The following is a 17,360-nucleotide window of genomic DNA, read 5'->3' as shown; positions in this document are numbered from 1 at the left end:
GCGTCATTGATAGGGATCGTCATGAAAGCACAAACAACTTGCTGCAATCCATACCGAGAGATTGCAAGCATGTATCCTTGTTACATAGTCTGGCAGAAGGAAGGCTAACCAATGCCCGAAATACAGTTGGAGACCACTGGCTGCGACCTGTGCGGCAGCACGGCGGCAAAGCCTCTCTTTTCGATGCCCGACCTGCGGCATAAAATGTACACTCCCGAATACTCGGTGGTACAATGCCGACATTGCCCGCACCGCTACCTCAGCCCGAGGCCAACACGCGAGACTTCGCATTTGGCATACCCGTCGAAATACTACGCGAACCGGACGGTCGAAGATGCAAAACAACTCCGCCGGTACGAGAAACAAGCCGCTCTGCTCCCGAAACAACCCGGAAAACTACTTGATGTCGGTTGTGCCGGCGGTGCCTGGATAACCTATATGCAGTCGCTGGGATGGGTATGCGAGGGGCAGGACCTGTATGAATCTCCCGAGCTGAATGCGGCTACGTTCTGCAGGGTGGGCTATCTGCCGGAAATGCAGTATGAACCGAATTCGTTCGACTACGTCACGGCATGGGGAGTTATGGAGCACGTCCACTCGCCATCGTCGTATTTCAAAGCAATCCATGACGTTCTCAAGCCAGGAGGAACATTCCTCTTCATGGTCCCCAATGGGGACAGCTGGTGGTCGCGGTGGGCTTTTTATGAAGACATCCCCCGCCATCTCCATTTCTTTCGAAAAAAGGCCATACGAAAATATGCCGAAAAGTACCATTTCAGCGTCGACGAAATATATGCCACCAATGATATCTACTCCAAACCGGCATCGGGAAGAGGGATGTTTCGGAGGCAGACAATGCGCTTTCTCGGCGTTCCATGGAAAGAAATTGACGGCTGGCCGAACTCTTTCTGGCTAAAAGTGGCGGCAACGTTAAGTACGAAGCTTGATCACTGCATTTCTGCGGATTGGGAGGAACGGCACGGACTCGCTGGCAACCTGATTGTACGATTAAAAAAAGCACTATGAATATCATAAAAAATATCACACAAATATTCCATAAGCAGGACTCCACCAAGGGCAAACGCCCCAGGCAGGTTATTCTGGAGCCCACCAACCGGTGCAATCTCAATTGCCCGTTTTGTCTGGTCGGCATGCAAAACGATCTGGAGGCCAAGCACGGCAACGTGGCTCACGACCTCCTTTCCCGGCCCATGGGATTTATGTCGCCCGAAGTCTTCGAGAAGGTCCGAACGGAGTTGAAAAAGTTCGGGATCAAAAGCGTGCTCCTCCATTTCCAGGGTGAACCGTTCCTCAACAAGCATACTCCGGAATTCGCCAAGCAACTGAAAGCCGATGGCATGGAAGTGGGCGTATTCACCAACGGCCAGATCTTTACCGACGACATGATCCGCCGGGTGGTCGAAGCCCGGTTCGATCTGATCCGCTTTTCCGTGGACGGCGCCTCCGAGGCCACCTACCAGGTGAATCGGGTCGGCGGCACTTTCGCCAAGGTCCATGAAAATATGCGAAAGGTAGCGGAAGCGCACAAGGAACTCCCAACTCGGGTGGAATGGCAGTTCCTCCCCCTGCGCAACAATGAACATGAGGTGGAGACGGCCCGTGCCATGGCCGAAGAGATAGGCGTCATTTTTTTCACCAAAGGATTTCGGGAGTCCGTATCCGACCTGGCCCCGACCAATCCGGACTACCGGTGCAGCAAGCATCAAAAGCCATGCACCGATCCCTATTTCCAGCTCGGCATCTACTGGAACGGAGATATAGTGCCCTGCTGCTATGATGTGGACGGCAAGGAAATCATGGGCAACCTGCTCAAGGACAGCCTGGAAGATATTTGGAATAGTGAGCGCTACACCCGCTTCAGGGAATGCGTGGATAACGTTAAAAAGAATCCGGAGAACGAACCCGAGATATGCGTTTCCTGCCTTCGCTGGGAATAAAGCCCCGGCTCTACATCTCCATCAAGCCCGAATCCATGGGCGGCGGGAGCAATACTTTTGCCTCCCTGTTCATTGCGTGCGCCAGGCGACATGGATACAAGATCGTCGACAGGCCCGACAAAAGCGACCTGGCCGTGGTCATCGCCCACCTGGCGGACAAGGGGTCCCTGGAACGGGCGCGCGACCGGGGCACCGTTCTCCTGCACCGCCTGGATGAACATTTCGAAAAGGATGAGGACGAGGTCCGCACCCAAAAACACCGGAAGCTGATCGAACTGAACAAGGTATGCCACCTGACCGTGTTCCAAAGCCGTTTCGTCTATGAGAACGTCTACCCGCACATCCGGCCGGACAACTACCGCGTCATTCACAACGGCGGCGACCAGTCCCGATTCACCCCGCCCGCACAGCCGGGGCCGTTCATCGGCCACGTCAGCTGGGGCGTCGGCGACAAGAAACGGCTGGACCTGCTGCACGAATTCATTGAAAAACATCCCGGCGAGCAATTTCTCCTGGTGGGTCGCCAGGAGGAATCGGGCTTCGATTTCGGCATGTCCAACGTCACCCTGGCCGGAAAGGTCCACCAACGTGACATAGCCCGTCACTTGGGCCGTATGAAGATGCTCTACTTCCCTTCGGAGAATGACCCCTGCCCGAATACGGTGGTGGAAGCCATTTTGTGTGGCGTCCCCGTCTGTTACAACCCGAAGGGCGGCACTGCGGAACTGGTGCTCGGCCCGGAAGGGGAAAACGGCCCCGCCCCGGCCCGTTGCGCCGGACTCCCCCTCAATCAGGCCGAAGAACTCCTGAACAATCTCCCAACATATCGGGCCAATGCGCTGAACCGGCCGGACCTCCACTTCGACAAGGTCTTCCAGGCATACATTCGAGCGGCGCAATTGGTCGGATTCGATCCTCAAAAAAGGCGTGCATCATGAAGATAGGCTGGTTCGTACCGTCCACGGAAACCGACTACGACAAGGTGACCTCCTCCGTCTGGATGCGCTGTCTCCAACTCATTCCGTATCTCACGCGGCTGGGCGTGGAGAACGTCATCAACGACTATGATTGCGATGTCGCCATGTTCGTGCGCTGGCAGGACGAGACAGCTCTTGCCGCAGCCAAACGACTGCGGCAGGCCGGCACCCCGGTAATCTTCGACATGGTGGTCAACTATTTCGAGGAAAGCCACTCCTCCTACCGGCTCAACGCCGTCTCTTCCGGACAGGTGACGGAATGCCGCAGCATGGTGGAACAGGCGGACATGGTCACCTGTGTCTCCGAATACATTGCGGGGAAAGCCAAGCAGTATCACGACACGGTCAGATACCTCCCCGATTCCATCGACTTTTCGCATTTCAACGGGTGTAAGGATCCGGCCGATTTCGACCGCCCCAAGCTCCGCGCGCTGTGGTGCGGCGTCTCGGTCAAGGCAAACGACCTGACCCCGGTGCTGCCGTTGCTGAAAAAACACGGACTGGATCTGACCATCATATCCGACGCACGGGTCAAACTGGGAAAACGCCATTTTTTCAGCCGCTCCTACCCCTATGACTTCTACCGATGGAGCTACAATCGGCCCGAGCACCTCCTGCAGGGTGAAATCGCACTGGGTTATCGTGACCTCACGCACGTTTACGACCGGGGGCACAGCTTTTTCAAAGTGGGCCTGCCCCTGTCTCAAGGGCTCCCGGTGCTGGCGTCGCCCGTTCCGTCCTACAGCGAGATCATCCATGACAACAAAGGCGGCAAGCTCTGCACCACCCTGGAGGAATGGGACGACATACTCGGCCGGATCGTGGCGGACCGATCCCTGCTCAAGACATGGTCATCCCAAGCGCAGGCAATCATGGAGCCCTACTCCACCGAGAACCTGGCGCTGCGCTACCTGGAGTGCTTCAGGATTCTGACCGGGGAAGCCAAGGGATGAGCCGACGCACAAGCACCACAAGCCTCTCATCCGTACACCTCGTCCTCATGCTGGGCCGGGGAACCTCCCTGGCGCTCTTTGACCATGTGGGCATGCTGGAGCGGGAGATTGCCCTCTATAATGCCATCCGGCCCCACATCCGCAAGCTGACCATTGTCTCCGCAGGCGGCAGCTGGGACATGCGATATACGAAGGATCTCCCGGACATAAACATCGTCACCAACAAATGGCTACTCCCCTACCGGGCCTACTCGGCCATGGTAACAAAGGTCATGCCCCGCTTTTGGGGAAAAAACGTCATAGTGAAAAGCAACCAGCTACCGGGGGCCGAGGAGGTGCTCGCTGCCGCGAGGACTGCGGGCGGCAAGGCCGTTCTGCGATGCGGTTATATGTACGCACTGAATGTCGCCCGAGCCCACGGTAAAAATTCCCAGGGAGCGAGAGAGGCCGCCAAACTTGAAAAGGCCGTCTTTCCCCTGGCGGACCACTGCATCGTGACGGAAGCGGAAATGCGCGATCTGGTAATAAACTACGGCGTCCCACCGGAGCGTGTTGACGTCGTTCCCAACTACATCGTGGAGCCACTGTTCGCAGCACCTGCGTCCATCGGTCTGGAGGTGCTGCGCATAGGCTTTGCAGGACGCCTGGAAAAAGAAAAAAATATCCTGAACCTGCTCGCCGCCCTGGAGGGCCTGCCGGTGACCCTTGAATTAATCGGAGAGGGTAGCCTCCGCCCGCAAATCGAGGAAAAAATTCGGAATCTGGGACTCTCCGTCCGAATGCATGGCAACATTCCACACCGTCAGCTCATCGGTATACTCACCTCCTGCGACCTTTACCTGCAACCCTCCCTGTACGAGGGGCACCCCAAGACCATTCTGGAGGCCATGGCCGCAGGCCTGCCCGTCATCGTCGGTGATTCGCCCGGTATCGCCAACTTCATCCGGCATGGCAAAAACGGCTATCTCTGCGGCCACAAGACAGAGGCGATCAGAACCGCGGTCATGACTGTTTCCAAGGACATGCCTCTCCGCAAGCTCCTGGCCAAGGAAGGAAGAAAATACGCTCTTGAAACCGTCGGTCTATCGCGTATTGTTCCACTTGAGCTCGATATCTATCAAAAAATTCTCGACCGATCCGGTCGCTAGGTTGCCATGATTCGATCACTGTTTCGCACCACCATCATCCCCGCCCTCGAACGGCTGTTCCCCGGGAAAAGGCTCACCACCTTCCTGCTGATGCTCATTGAAAGGCGGCTTGCGAAACTGGGCCCGGCCGATGGTCTGCGGTTTCTTTTCCATCTCAACTACCTGCTGGCGCCGATGGAAAACGATCTGGCCGTCAAATATGACGGGGGGATCCACGCCAAGCATCGGCTCATGAAATACCACGATTTTTTTACGGATCGCATCAGCGAGTCCGATCGGGTGCTGGATGTCGGCTGCGGAAATGGAGCCGTGTCCCATTCCATCGCCACGGCCACGGGCGCATCCATCCTGGGCATGGACATTGATCCGGCCAATATCGCCATGGCCCGAAAGAGGCACGCCCATCCGCGCATCACCTTTGCCACAGGCGACGTCACAACGGATATCCCCGACCAAAAGTTCGACATTATCGTGCTGTCGAACGTCCTCGAACATCTGAAGGATCGCCCCGCCTTCCTCTCCAGGCTCATGCACACCACCAAAGCGGGACTGATGTTGGTCAGGGTGCCGCTGTTTGAAAGGGACTGGCGGGTGTCGATGATGAAAGAGTTGGGAGAGGACTGGCGGCTAGACCCCACGCATGAGACCGAATACACCATGGAATCCTTCCTCGGCGAACTGAAAAAGGCCGGTTTGCGCCTGCGCTACCAGGAAGTGCGCTGGGGAGAAATCTGGGCCGAAGTGGAGAAGGACTAATGCCCAAGCTCTCCGTTCTCATGCCGGTATACAATGGCCAGCAGCATTTGGCCGGTGCCATTGAGAGTGTGCTCAACCAAGATTTCGCGGACTTTGAATTTCTTGTGGTGGACGATGCCTCCACGGACAACTCCCGGGCCATCCTGGAAGCAGCCGCCGGAAACGACTCCCGCATCCGCCTGCTGCGGCACGACAAAAATCAGGGAGTAGCCGCAGCGCTCAACACCGGCATACAAGCCGTACGCGGCGAGTATGTCGCCCGCCAGGACAGCGACGACATTTCCCTGCCCGGCCGGTTCAAGGCGCAGACGGAGTTTCTCGACGCACACCCCGAGGTCGGCGTGGTCTGCGGCGACTACGTTGACGTCAACGATCACGGCAAAATCATTGCCCGCCATTCACCCCCAAGAACCAACCACCTCATCGCCTGGCACCTCTGCGTCGGGCACAATCCCATCCCCCACCCCCTGGTCATGTTCAGGACCGCCGTCGTGCGAGACGCAGGCGGCTACGACCCGGCCTTCGCATGCGAGGATTACGAACTGTGGTGCCGACTCATCGGGAAAACGGCCATGGCCGCTCCCGCTATCCCGGGTCTGCAACGGCTTTACCATAGGAACCAGATTTCGCGGGTCAACTCGCGACGTCTTTACGATAGCGCGATGCAGACCCTGCTGCAGACCGGCAAACGATTCCTCGACGAGGAACTATCCGTGGCGGATAGACAGGCGCTCCTCAGCTTCACCAACCGGCAAAATGGATGCAGCCCGGGATTCCTGGAGGCCGCCGTGCCCCTCCAGGCCCGTTTTGCATGCGCCCTGGTCAAAAAATTCACGCTGAACGGCACGGAGCAGGAAGAAATGTTTCGGGAAATGGCGGCGCTGATTGCCGCCTACCCAGCATCGGGTGCATTAGCCAAGGACTTGGACGGCAGAGACCTGAGCCGCGAGCTGTGGCAACGCATTACACGCAAGATATGGCGGCTGTTCGGACGGAGTTGACCCGACGCTCGCTTGCGCCCCGCAACGGGGGAAAGGCTTGCCTTCCCGATTGAATTCGCGCAGTTTTGATCATTCGGCAGACGACTTCAATCCGGCAACGGGCCCCAGTGTGCGGCCATCTTTTACTCGAGTTACACCATGTGCGGAATTTGCGGTTTCATAGATACGAAAGCCCTCGCCGGGGAAAGCGACCTGGCCCGAATGACAGCCACGCTCCCGCACCGGGGGCCGGACGACCAGGGCATATGGTTTGACAGCGAGCACGGCATCGGCCTTGGACACACGCGTCTCTCCATCTTGGACCTCTCCCCCCTGGGACACCAGCCGATGCACTCCGCGTGTGGCCGGTACGCCATCACCTACAACGGCGAGGTCTACAACCACCTCTCCCTGCGCAACGAGCTCAGCGGCTACGATTTCCGGTCCACCTCCGACACCGAAACCATCCTGGCGGCCATCCGGGAATGGGGGCTTGAACAAGCCGTAAAGCGCTTTGTGGGCATGTTCGCCTTTGCCGTGTGGGACCGGCAGGAAAGGCGACTGCACCTTGTGCGGGACAGGGTCGGGATAAAGCCGCTGTACTACGGCAATATTTCCGGGGCTGTGGTGTTCGGCTCCGAGCTCAAGGCCCTGCGGGCTTTTCCGGGCTTCAACAACGAACTCGACCGGGACGCCCTCTGCGCCTATTTCCGCCACTGCTACATTCCAGCGCCATCTTCCATCTACAAGGATGTCTACAAGCTGCAACCCGGCACCATCGCCACCTTTGCCGAAGGCGCGACGGCTCCTTCCATAACCACCTACTGGTCCGCCCGCGACGTCTGGGCCAACGGCGGCTGCCATCCCTTCCAGGGCGACATTGAGATGGCCACGGAAGCGCTCGAAGGCCTGCTGGACGATGCCGTCTCGCTCCGCATGCTTTCGGACGTCCCACTTGGCGCGTTTCTTTCGGGAGGCATAGATTCCTCCACCATAGTGGCCCTGATGCAAAAGCGGTCTACACGCCCCATCAAGACCTTCTCCATCGGCTTTCACGAAAGCCGATTCAATGAAGCGGACCACGCCAGAGAGGTCGCCCGCCACCTGGGAACGGACCACACCGAACTCTACCTGACCCCGCAGGACCTGCTGGACGTCATCCCGCTCATCCCGCGCCATTGGGACGAGCCGTTTGCCGACTCCTCCCAAATTCCCACCTATTGCATCAGCCGCCTGGCGCGGGAACAGGTGACGGTCTGCCTTTCGGGGGATGGCGGCGATGAACTCTTTGCCGGATATTCCCGCTACTTCATGATGGACAAATGGGGCCTTGTGGAAAAGGTGCCGCTGCCGTTCCGGCGCATGGCCGCGGCCTTGGTCCCCCATCTGCCCGCGGCCCTTTTCTCCCTGTTCGGCAGGCTCGGCCCCCATCTGCGCTGGCGGGCCGATGCGGTCTCCATGACCGACTTTTCGGAATTCTACAGGAGCCTCATATCGCAATTCCGGCATCCACAGGAACTCGTGCTCGGCGCCAAAGAAGCAGGCTCGCAGCTCACCGATCCCGACAACCGGCTTTCCCTAGACCGTTTCGGTCTGATGACGTTCTGGGATACCGTGAGTTACCTCCCCGACGACATCCTGACCAAGGTCGACCGGGCGAGCATGGCTGTGGCCCTCGAATCCAGGGTGCCCCTGCTCGACCACCGCGTCATCGAATTCGCGGCCAGCCTGCCCACCCAGCTCAAGGTGGAAGGGAAAACAGGGAAGACGGTTCTCCGCAAGGTGCTGCACAAGTACGTACCCGCCGAGCTGGTGGAACGGCCCAAAATGGGATTCGGCGTCCCCATCGAACAATGGATGGCCAACGAACTCCGAGACTGGTGCGAAGCCCTGCTCGACAAAACCACGATGCAGCGCCAGGGAATTCTCAATACCGAAAAAGTACAACAGCTCTGGCAGGACTACCTGAATGGCGACTACTTCTTCTGTCATCATCTCTGGAACATCCTCATGTTCCAGTCCTGGCTTGAGGAGAATCATCCATGAACCGGCCCAGGTGGAAGCACCTTCTCATGGAGAGCGGGCTGTGCCTGGATCGCGTCAACGTGCTTCGGTGGGTCCTCGCCCGGCCTCGGCGGCGGATGCTGTTCTTCCGGTTTTTTCGCTTGCGCTTTTCGCCGGCTATCCTGCTCGACGCCATGCGCCTCCCCGCTGAAGAAGACCGCGCAGCGATCTTCTCCCTGGCCATGTCCTACATCAACATCCGCGATACGTATAAAACCACTTCGGGACAGCGCAACACCCTTGCCGATGCCGAGATACTGGAACTGGCGGCAAAGAGAGGCAAGCGGCTGATGGAGGTCGGCGTTTCCGACGGCAGCTCGGCCCAGACGCTCTTGCAAAATCGGCATCTGTTTTCTGAGATCCTCCTCACCGACCGATACAATGTTTTCCGATATCGCAACATCCCGTTGGGGAAGGTCTTCCTCGACAGCCACAACCGTCTGCTCGGGATTAAATTCCTCTGCTTTTATCTGTCGGTCCCCTCAGACACTCCCCACCCTCCAGACGGATTACAGCAGATTGAAACGCTGAACCCATTCCTCTCCGAAGCGCCGCAACAGGGAGGCATCCGGGCCTTTGATATACGCAACGACCGGCTGGAACACCCCGTCGATGTCATCAAGTGCGCCAATATTCTCAACCTGAGTTACTTCACCCGGGAACAAATCCTGGGCATTCTTTCCAATCTCGGCAACAGCCTGTCCGAGGGGGGCGCGCTGGTTATCTCCCAAAACAATGAAAAATACACGGACGGAGAAGCCATCGTCGTCCTGCAAAAGACGGAAGCCGGGTTCAGACCGGTGAAAAACATCAACAACCATGACCTTTGGCCGCTCCTCGGGGAGGAGATGCAGTGAAAGTCCTCTTTCTTATCGCATCCCTGGAGATTGGCGGCGCCGAAAGACAGCTGGTCGCCTGCGCCAATGGACTGGCTGCCAGGAAACACGACGTTCAGGTCCTGACACTCTACCCGGGCGGACCGCTGGAGACGAAACTTACCGACGTTTCCCTCCGGACCCTGAACAAACGCGGACGATGGGACCTCGTCGGCTGCGCAGGACGCCTGATCAGGGCTATCCGAGATTTCAATCCCGATGCCATCTACTCTTTTCTCGGCACATCCAACATCCTGGCCGGAGCACTCAAGGGGCTGGCCTTCCGGGCACCGATGGTGTGGTCGATACGGGCCTCCAACATGGACCTTGCCCACTACGACTACGCAGCGCGCCTGGCCGCCCGGATCGAGGTCATGTTATCCCGCCGCGCGACCGCCATCATCGCCAATTCCCATGCGGGAAAGGCCCATGCCATCGCCAGGGGAATGAACGCGGACAAAATAGAAGTAATCCCCAACGGCATTGATACCGACATATTTGTTCCCGACCGGGAAAGGGGAGCCGCCCTGCGGCAAAAGTGGACATCCCGGAACACGGACATCCTCATTGGCGTGATAGCTAGGTTCGACCCCATGAAAGGGCACGTGACGCTCCTTGCCGCCGCCAATCGGATAAAGGAACACAATGCGGCAATTCGCTTTGTCTGCGTCGGAAGCGGCCGGTTGGAGAGAACCATACAGGACAAGGCTCGGGAACTCGGTCTGGCGGACAGCTTTGCCTGGCCTGGAGCGCTTCAGGACATGGTGGCCGTCTACAACGCCCTTGATATCTGCTGCCTGCCCTCCTCATTTGGCGAAGGGTTCCCCAATGCACTGGGCGAGGCCATGAGCTGCAACATTCCCTGTTTGGCCACGGATGTCGGCGATGCTGCCATGGTAATTGGGGAGACGGGCATTGTCGTACCGCCCGATGCTCCGGAGGCTCTGGCCGACGGATTGCTCAGGCTCGCCGCCGGAATAGCCCGGAATGAAACGCCCGACGCCCGCGAACACATTCTTGCCCATTACTCCCTTGAGGCCATGGTGGATGCAACGGAGACGGCCCTTTCCGCTCTTTGCCGCCGGGCCGGTTAGAGACGGCCGCGACCCTGCAAAAACCTTGATGCGAACACAAGATGCCATTAGGGTGCTTCCGATGAACATTCGCAAGGTACTCGTCACTGGAGGCGCTGGGTACATCGGTACCCACTGCTGCGTGGAACTGCTGAAAAACGGATTCGAGGTCGTCTGCGCGGACAACTTCGCCAACTCCAACATCAAGGCGCTGGACCGGGTCAGGGAAATTACCGGCATGCCGGTTCGATCGCGTGACGTGGATATGTGCGATCCCACTCAAGTGAAGACCCTGTTCCGAGAAGACTTCGACGCGGCAATCCACTTCGCCGGGCATAAGGCGGTAGGCGAATCCATCGAGCATCCGCTCATGTACTACCGCAACAATCTCCTCAGCCTGATCAACCTCTGCGAGGCGCTGAAGGAATGCAATTGTAAGAATATGGTCTTTAGTTCGTCGGCGGCCGTGTATAGCTCGAAAAACGCTCCGCCTTACAACGAGGGCCATTCCCTGGAGCCCACCAATCCCTATGGCCGAACCAAAGTCATGATCGAGACCATGCTGCGCGATTTGCATGCGTCCGATCCGGAATGGAACATCGCCATACTGCGCTACTTCAATCCCGTTGGAGCGCACCCGTCCGGCCTCATCGGCGAGAATCCCACCGGCGCGCCCAACAACCTGATGCCGTATATCGCCCAGGTGGCCATAGGAAAGCGAAAACAGCTCAGCATCTTCGGCAAGGACTACGCAACGCCTGATGGTACCTGCATCCGCGACTTCATCCACGTGGTGGATTTAGCCCGTGGCCATCTGTCCGCCCTGCGCAAGCTGGAAGAAGCCCCCGGCTGTATGACCCACAACATCGGCACCGGCCAAGGCCACAGCGTGCTGGAAATCGTCGAGGCCTTCGAACGGGTCAACAACGTCAAGGTGCCATACACATTCGCACCCCGGCGGGCTGGCGACACCCCCGTCAACTTTGCGGACACGGACAAGGCCCGCCGTGAGTTGGGGTGGGAAGCGAAGCTCGACCTCGACGCCATGTGCCGGGACACCTGGAACTGGCAGAGCAAGAACCCTCGCGGGTATGACGACTAGAGACTGCAGCAACAAAACGTCATTCTTCCCGCCTCGTCCTGATACAGCAATAGGCTGCCATGACGGTTGATATTTCCGATCACCTCTAGACGTTGCAGTCGCCCCCCTGACCGGGACATTTTCCCGCCATTTCCCGCAACAACAGGAGCTTTCCCCATTGCCGCAAGGCGGCCAAACATGTTTTATGAAGTTGTTCAATACATATTTTCCCGGCAATCCCCGCCGGGGACTCCCCCGAAAGGCCTCAATCACCGCCATGAGGCCTTTCACTTTTTCTGAGCCTTAAATATTGCCCTCCCCCACCCTCATTTCCCAGCAATGATGTCCGGTACCGGACAGCAGCTTCTTTCAACCTCCTGTCACGCATATAGCTATTCGCGTGACAAGGTTGCCGATAACACCCGCGCCTTCTAGGAAACTATGCAAGGGATAGGATAGGTTCCGCGATTGTGGAACCTGCGTGCAGGCTTGGAGGGGGAGACTCCGGGCCGTTTCTACCGGAGAGGATGATACCCCCTATGGACATCGTTTGGATCGATTTTGCGGACCCGGCCTTTCTTAGTCCGCTCATGCTCACGTTGAAGGTCGCCGGTCTGGCCACCATCGCTTCCATGATCATCGGCGTGGCAGCCGCCTATGTGCTGGCCCGCTGGAATTTCCCCGGGCGCGATTTTCTGGATGCCGTGTGCACCCTGCCAATGGTCATGCCCCCCACCGTACTCGGTTACTACCTGCTGGTCTTCATCGGCAGGCGCGGCGTCATCGGCGTATGGCTGCAACGGACTTTCGGCATCACCCTGATGTTCACATGGCAGGGCGCGGTCATTGCCGCAACGGTGGTGGCCTTCCCATTGGTGTTCAAATCCGCCCGCGCCGCGCTGGAAGGCGTCGGAAAGCAATATGAAAACGCCGCCCGCACACTGGGGCTCGGCGAATTCTCTCTTTTCCTGAGAGTTTCCCTCCCTCTGGCCCTGCGCGGCGTCATCTCGGGCGGTATGCTCGCCTTTGCCCGCGCCATGGGCGAATTCGGCGCCACCCTTATGGTGGCAGGCAACCTGCCCGGCCGAACACAGACCCTGTCGCTCGCCGTATACTCTGCGGTCCAGGCAGGGAACGACGGACTGGCCAATACGCTGGTCCTCATCATCAGCATCATCTGCGTGATCATACTTATGGCCACCAGTAAATTGTTGCAATCCAGGTACTAACCCCATGCAAGGAGACTGAAATGAAACGCCTTACCCTTTCCGTATTGCTGTCCTTCCTTGTTCTGAGCGTTGCCGTGGTCGGCAATGCCAGAGCCCAGGAGCTGATCGTATCCGCCGCCGCCAGCCTGACCGATGCCTTCAAGGACATCGAGCCCGCCTTTGAGAAAGCCAACCCCGGCGTCGATGTAATCATGAATTTCGCCTCTTCCGGCGCTCTTTACCGCCAGATCGAACAGGGCGCACCGTCCGATGTGTTTGCATCGGCCAACCCCAAATGGATGAAAAAGGCCGTCGACAACGGCTTTGTAGCCAAAGACGCGGATCAGGTCTTTGCCCACAATTCCCTGGTGCTGGCCACCCCGGCCGACAACCCGGCCAAAATCAAAGGTCTGGATGATCTGACCGGCGCCGACGTCAAGAGCATCGGCATCGGCACCCCCAAGACCGTGCCAGCCGGCAAGTACACCCAGGGCGCTCTGGAGGCCAAAGGCATCTACAAGTCCCTGACCCCGAAAATGATCTTCGGCGAATCCGTCCGTCAGGTGCTGGACTACCTGGCCCGCGGCGAGGTTGATTGCGGTTTCGTATACGGAACCGACGCCGTAAAGGCAGGCGACAAGGTCAAGATCATTGCCGAGATCCCCCTGGAGAAGCCCGTCACCTACCCCATCGCCGTGCTCAAGGAAGCCTCTTCCCCCGAGTTGGCCAAGAAGTTCGTTGCCTTCATCCTCAGCCCCGAAGGCGCCTCCAAGCTGGAAGCCCGCGGCTTCAAGAAGCCCTAACCCCGAAACCATCCCGTTCATGCAATTCGAACTGAACATTACCAAGCGACTGCACAGCGGGGGAGACGAGTTTCTCCTCCGCTCGCAGTTTTCCACCAAGGACCGCGCACTGGTCCTGTTCGGCCCCTCCGGGTCGGGCAAGACACTCACCCTGCGCTCCATTGCCGGCATGCTCAAGCCGGACGAGGGATACATCCGTTTCAACGGCGAAACCCTCTTCGATTCCTCGAAAGGCATCAACGTACCCACGCGCAACCGTCATTTGGGATACGTGTTTCAGGACTACGCTCTTTTCCCGCACAAGACCGTGCGCGAAAACATCGGATTCGGCCTGAAGCCGCTCTTTGGAAGGCTGACGCGCGAAGACCGGGACCACGTTGAAGAGTTGATCCAGGTCTTCGGACTCACTGCCGTGGCCACCCAGCGCCCAGCCGCACTGTCCGGCGGGCAGCAGCAACGTACGGCCCTGGCCCGCGCCCTGGCCACTTCGCCCAAGTTGCTCCTGCTCGACGAACCGTTCTCCGCCCTGGACCAACCCCTGCGCATCCGCATGCGGGAGGAACTCTCCAAATCACTGGAAAGCTTCAACATCCCACTAATCATGGTCACGCACGACTCCGACGAGGTGGAATCCTTTGCCGAATCCATCGTGGTCTACCGCAACGGCAAGGTGGAAGATGTTCATTCGGCCAGCGAAATCAGGGCTTCCGGCGTCAGCCTCAAGGACACGCTTCGCCGTCAGGTTGAGCAAGCCTATACCTGATCCGAACTTTTTGCCAAATGTAATGGGCCCCGACGCATTGTTCGTGCGCCGGGGCCCATTTCGTTTTGGGGGAGGCCGACCGCATCCGGGCCTAAACCGTATTCAGCACCACCGACAGAGCCTTGAACCAAAACTCGGCATGGTCGCCGGGTTTCAGCTCCAGCACCCGAGCACTCTCCATGGAAATAAGGGCGCAGACATCCGAACCATCCTCGGTCCGTCCCAGGACCTCGGCCAGCACCGGAGATTCGGTGACGCGCAGAATGGTTGCCGAAAGCCGATTGCGGACACTGGCTGCGGTGCGGATCCCTTCGCAGGCCACCACATTGACCAGTGGAGCCTTGACCGTGGCCGCAACGGGCACGCCCGGCTCGATCTTGAGATTGCGCAAGCTGTCCACGGTAATGACCGAGCTGAGGCGTTGGCCGGAGCGGGTTTCCAGCACCACCTCCGCCATCACGGTATCGCTTACCACGTCCACGACGTGGCCGACAAAGGCGTTGCGGGCACTGGTTTTCTGCCGCACGGCCCGCTGCATGATGGAAGCCACGTCACCGGGCGAAAACTGCTGAAAGGCGGCCGTCAGGTTGAGCGACGACTGGCCGAGCACTTCCTTGACCACGGTGATGGGCACGCCGGACCGAAGCATCTCAACCGCGCGCGTGTTGCGCAGCACCTGGGGCCCGGCCATATCGCGAGGCAGTCCGCACTCCTTGCCCCGGGCGTAGCAGATGCGCCGGAAATAGCCGGGATCGACCTGGAAGAAATCCCCACGTGCACCACACCCGACAGGTCCTTCCAGCACGTCGTGAATCTCGCGGCACACCTCTTCCGGCAGCGGCACTTCGCGCTCCCGCCCGGTGGTGCCCAACCGTACCAGCCCTCTCTCCGAGTCAAAGGCCTTGGTGTCATCCAACGACAAGACCTCGCCAAGCCTTGCCCCGGTGTGCCGAAGCAGCAAGAAAATCAACCACATGCGCAGCCTTGCCCGGGCACTGTCAACCCGTTTGGCCGCATCTTTCCAGTTGGCAAAGGCTTCCTCGAACGCCTGTAGCTGAACCGGCTCCAGATACTTGACGTGCTCGGATACGCTGAAGAAGTCCCTCGGGCAGGCCTTGCCCGATGGACGGTTGTCATTAATCACCGCGAGCTCCTTTTACGAGTCACTCGTTTATCTATTCGCGTGACATAGTTGCGACATAACATAACAAATCATAGGTGAAACAGGAAGGCGACACAAGTCCGGAACACCACCCCGCGTCCGGACACTGCCGGGAGAGAACCATGACCCTGACTGTTGATATCCACAAGTCGCTGCTTCGTTTCGAGCTGCGCGCACGACTGGTATGTCCTGCAGGCAAGCTGACCGCCATGGTCGGACCGTCAGGAGCGGGCAAGACCTCGCTCATCCGGCTCATTGCCGGGCTGGAAGAGCCGGACCAGGGTACCGTGACCCTGGGGGAAACCGTCTGGACAGACACGGCCAGGGGAATCGCCACCCCCACCTTCCGCCGGGGCATCGGGCTGGTATTTCAGGAATATCCGCTCTTCCCGCATCTTACGGTACGCCAGAACATCACCTTCGGCGCGCCGGACGGGTATGACCCCGAATCCCTGCTCGACACCTTCCGCATCCGCCATCTGGCGAACCGGCGTCCCTGTGATATTTCCGGCGGCGAACGCCAGCGCGCGGCTTTTTGCCAGGCACTGGCACGGCAACCCCACCTGCTGTTGCTCGACGAGCCGTTTTCCGCCCTGGATCAGGAAACCCGCCGTTTCCTGTGCGACAAGCTTGAAGAATTGAAGGGGACACTGAACATCCCCATCCTGCACGTGACCCACGACCTGAACGAAGCCGAGCGCCTCGGCGACGAAGTCATCGCCCTGGAGCAAGGCTGTATCTCGGCGGACTGGTTCCGCCGCCACCTTGCCCACGACGAAACTTCCTCCGCGGCTCAGGCTCCAACCTTTTTCCCAGGAGAATCCCCATGCGTCTGACCAAGCCTTTCCTCCTCGCCCTGATAATAGTAGCCTGTCTGGCCACGGCCGCCTCGGCCGAGGGGCTTGTGCTCGCGGCCGGTGGCGGGTATAAGAAAATGGTTAATGCACTGAATGCCCTGTATCTGAAAGAGACAGGCCAAAGCCTGGACCTTATTTACGGCAACATGGGCAAGGTCACCACACTGGCCAAGGAGAGTGGCAAGGTGGGCATGGTGCTTGGGGATCGCAGTTATCTGGTCGGCAAGGCGAAACTGTCCCTTTCCGAAGAAATGGAACTGGGACACGGCAAATTGGTGCTTGCTTTTGGCAAGGGATCAAAATACTCGAAGATTTCGGACTTGGACGATCCCGAAGCGGGTCGAATCGCCATGCCGGACTCCGGCAAGGCCATATACGGTCGCGCTGCACGTGAATTTTTGAAAAAAACCGGCCGACTCCCGGCCATAAAACCTCGCCTTGTGGAAGTAGCCACCGTACCCCAGGTGTTCGCTTACTTATCCACGAACGAGGTGGACATGGGGTTCCTTAACCTCACGCACGCCCTCAACGTACGCGACCATCTCGGCGGGTACGTTATCATCGATGAGTCGGAATACTCTCCCATCCGGATCATCGTGGGCGTCATGGACAGTTGCCCGGACAAGGTGGCGGCAAAGGCTTTTCTCTCCTTTCTGGAGACGCCCAACGCCCAGTCCATCATCCGGGCGAACGGGCTCTAGG

At 58.7% G+C, this 17,360-nt stretch carries 17 protein-coding genes; 16 read left to right on the top strand and 1 reads right to left on the bottom strand.

Annotated elements, in window-relative coordinates; genetic code table 11:
* The first annotated feature begins 111 nt into the window (after window positions 1-111).
* From ACI0FG_RS00910 to ACI0FG_RS00845, 14 genes are all read left to right on the top strand, one after another.
* Window positions 112-1,026, top strand: a complete 915-nt coding sequence (locus ACI0FG_RS00910) for a class I SAM-dependent methyltransferase (RefSeq protein ID WP_419786677.1) — start codon at window positions 112-114, stop codon at window positions 1,024-1,026.
* The gene (locus ACI0FG_RS00905) at window positions 1,023-1,958 is read left to right on the top strand and encodes a radical SAM/SPASM domain-containing protein (RefSeq protein ID WP_419786676.1); all 936 of its coding nucleotides are present in this window, start codon (window positions 1,023-1,025) and stop codon (window positions 1,956-1,958) included. The genes ACI0FG_RS00910 and ACI0FG_RS00905 overlap by 4 nt, the downstream gene beginning before the upstream one ends.
* Window positions 1,931-2,896: a glycosyltransferase gene (locus ACI0FG_RS00900; RefSeq protein WP_419786675.1), complete on the top strand. Its 966-nt coding sequence runs from the start codon at window positions 1,931-1,933 to the stop codon at window positions 2,894-2,896. The genes ACI0FG_RS00905 and ACI0FG_RS00900 overlap by 28 nt, the downstream gene beginning before the upstream one ends.
* Window positions 2,893-3,888, top strand: coding sequence for a hypothetical protein (locus ACI0FG_RS00895; RefSeq protein WP_419786674.1), 996 nt, complete (start codon window positions 2,893-2,895; stop codon window positions 3,886-3,888). Before ACI0FG_RS00900 ends, ACI0FG_RS00895 begins: the two co-directional genes overlap by 4 nt.
* Window positions 3,885-5,036, top strand: a complete 1,152-nt coding sequence (locus ACI0FG_RS00890; protein WP_419786673.1) for a glycosyltransferase family 4 protein — start codon at window positions 3,885-3,887, stop codon at window positions 5,034-5,036. Before ACI0FG_RS00895 ends, ACI0FG_RS00890 begins: the two co-directional genes overlap by 4 nt.
* Window positions 5,037-5,042: 6 nt before the next feature.
* Window positions 5,043-5,792: a class I SAM-dependent methyltransferase gene (locus ACI0FG_RS00885; protein WP_419786672.1), complete on the top strand. Its 750-nt coding sequence runs from the start codon at window positions 5,043-5,045 to the stop codon at window positions 5,790-5,792.
* A complete protein-coding gene (locus tag ACI0FG_RS00880) occupies window positions 5,792-6,793 on the top strand; it encodes a glycosyltransferase family 2 protein (RefSeq protein ID WP_419786671.1) in 1,002 nt (333 codons plus the stop codon). Before ACI0FG_RS00885 ends, ACI0FG_RS00880 begins: the two co-directional genes overlap by 1 nt.
* A gap of 138 nt (window positions 6,794-6,931) precedes the next feature.
* A complete protein-coding gene (gene asnB / locus ACI0FG_RS00875) occupies window positions 6,932-8,818 on the top strand; it encodes an asparagine synthase (glutamine-hydrolyzing) (protein ID WP_419786670.1) in 1,887 nt (628 codons plus the stop codon).
* A complete protein-coding gene (locus tag ACI0FG_RS00870) occupies window positions 8,815-9,693 on the top strand; it encodes a hypothetical protein (protein WP_419786669.1) in 879 nt (292 codons plus the stop codon). Before asnB ends, ACI0FG_RS00870 begins: the two co-directional genes overlap by 4 nt.
* A complete protein-coding gene (locus ACI0FG_RS00865; protein ID WP_419786668.1) occupies window positions 9,690-10,805 on the top strand; it encodes a glycosyltransferase in 1,116 nt (371 codons plus the stop codon). Before ACI0FG_RS00870 ends, ACI0FG_RS00865 begins: the two co-directional genes overlap by 4 nt.
* 61 nt (window positions 10,806-10,866) lie before the next feature.
* Window positions 10,867-11,886, top strand: a complete 1,020-nt coding sequence (galE, locus tag ACI0FG_RS00860; protein ID WP_419786667.1) for a UDP-glucose 4-epimerase GalE — start codon at window positions 10,867-10,869, stop codon at window positions 11,884-11,886.
* A 518-nt stretch (window positions 11,887-12,404) separates the two neighbouring features.
* Entirely contained in the window at window positions 12,405-13,094 is a 690-nt protein-coding gene (modB, locus tag ACI0FG_RS00855; RefSeq protein ID WP_419786666.1) for a molybdate ABC transporter permease subunit, read from the top strand.
* Between the two features lie 20 nt (window positions 13,095-13,114).
* Window positions 13,115-13,876, top strand: a complete 762-nt coding sequence (gene modA / locus ACI0FG_RS00850; RefSeq protein WP_419786665.1) for a molybdate ABC transporter substrate-binding protein — start codon at window positions 13,115-13,117, stop codon at window positions 13,874-13,876.
* 19 nt (window positions 13,877-13,895) lie between these two features.
* Window positions 13,896-14,639 carry an ABC transporter ATP-binding protein gene (locus tag ACI0FG_RS00845; RefSeq protein WP_419786664.1) on the top strand — a complete coding sequence of 248 codons (744 nt, stop codon included), beginning with the start codon at window positions 13,896-13,898 and terminating at the stop codon, window positions 14,637-14,639.
* Window positions 14,640-14,730: 91 nt separating this feature from the next.
* Here ACI0FG_RS00845 and ACI0FG_RS00840 read toward each other — a convergent pair whose 3' ends face one another.
* The gene (locus tag ACI0FG_RS00840; protein WP_419786663.1) at window positions 14,731-15,783 is read right to left on the bottom strand and encodes a TOBE domain-containing protein; all 1,053 of its coding nucleotides are present in this window, start codon (window positions 15,781-15,783) and stop codon (window positions 14,731-14,733) included.
* A 140-nt stretch (window positions 15,784-15,923) separates the two neighbouring features.
* On the opposite strand from ACI0FG_RS00840, the gene ACI0FG_RS00835 reads away from it, so the two are divergent.
* Together ACI0FG_RS00835 and modA (ACI0FG_RS00830) are read left to right on the top strand one after the other, a co-directional pair.
* Window positions 15,924-16,637 carry an ATP-binding cassette domain-containing protein gene (locus tag ACI0FG_RS00835; protein WP_419786662.1) on the top strand — a complete coding sequence of 238 codons (714 nt, stop codon included), beginning with the start codon at window positions 15,924-15,926 and terminating at the stop codon, window positions 16,635-16,637.
* Window positions 16,628-17,359 (top strand): molybdate ABC transporter substrate-binding protein, encoded by a 732-nt coding sequence (modA, locus tag ACI0FG_RS00830; RefSeq protein WP_419786661.1) that lies wholly within the window; start codon window positions 16,628-16,630, stop codon window positions 17,357-17,359. Before ACI0FG_RS00835 ends, modA (ACI0FG_RS00830) begins: the two co-directional genes overlap by 10 nt.
* Window position 17,360 lies beyond the last annotated feature (1 nt).

Origin of the sequence: Pseudodesulfovibrio sp. 7M6 (assembly GCF_050058625.1) — a bacterium.
Lineage (GTDB): Bacteria > Desulfobacterota > Desulfovibrionia > Desulfovibrionales > Desulfovibrionaceae > Pseudodesulfovibrio > Pseudodesulfovibrio salinus.
Note: the sequence above shows the minus strand (reverse complement) of the source record. Positions and strands in the feature narration are given on the sequence as shown.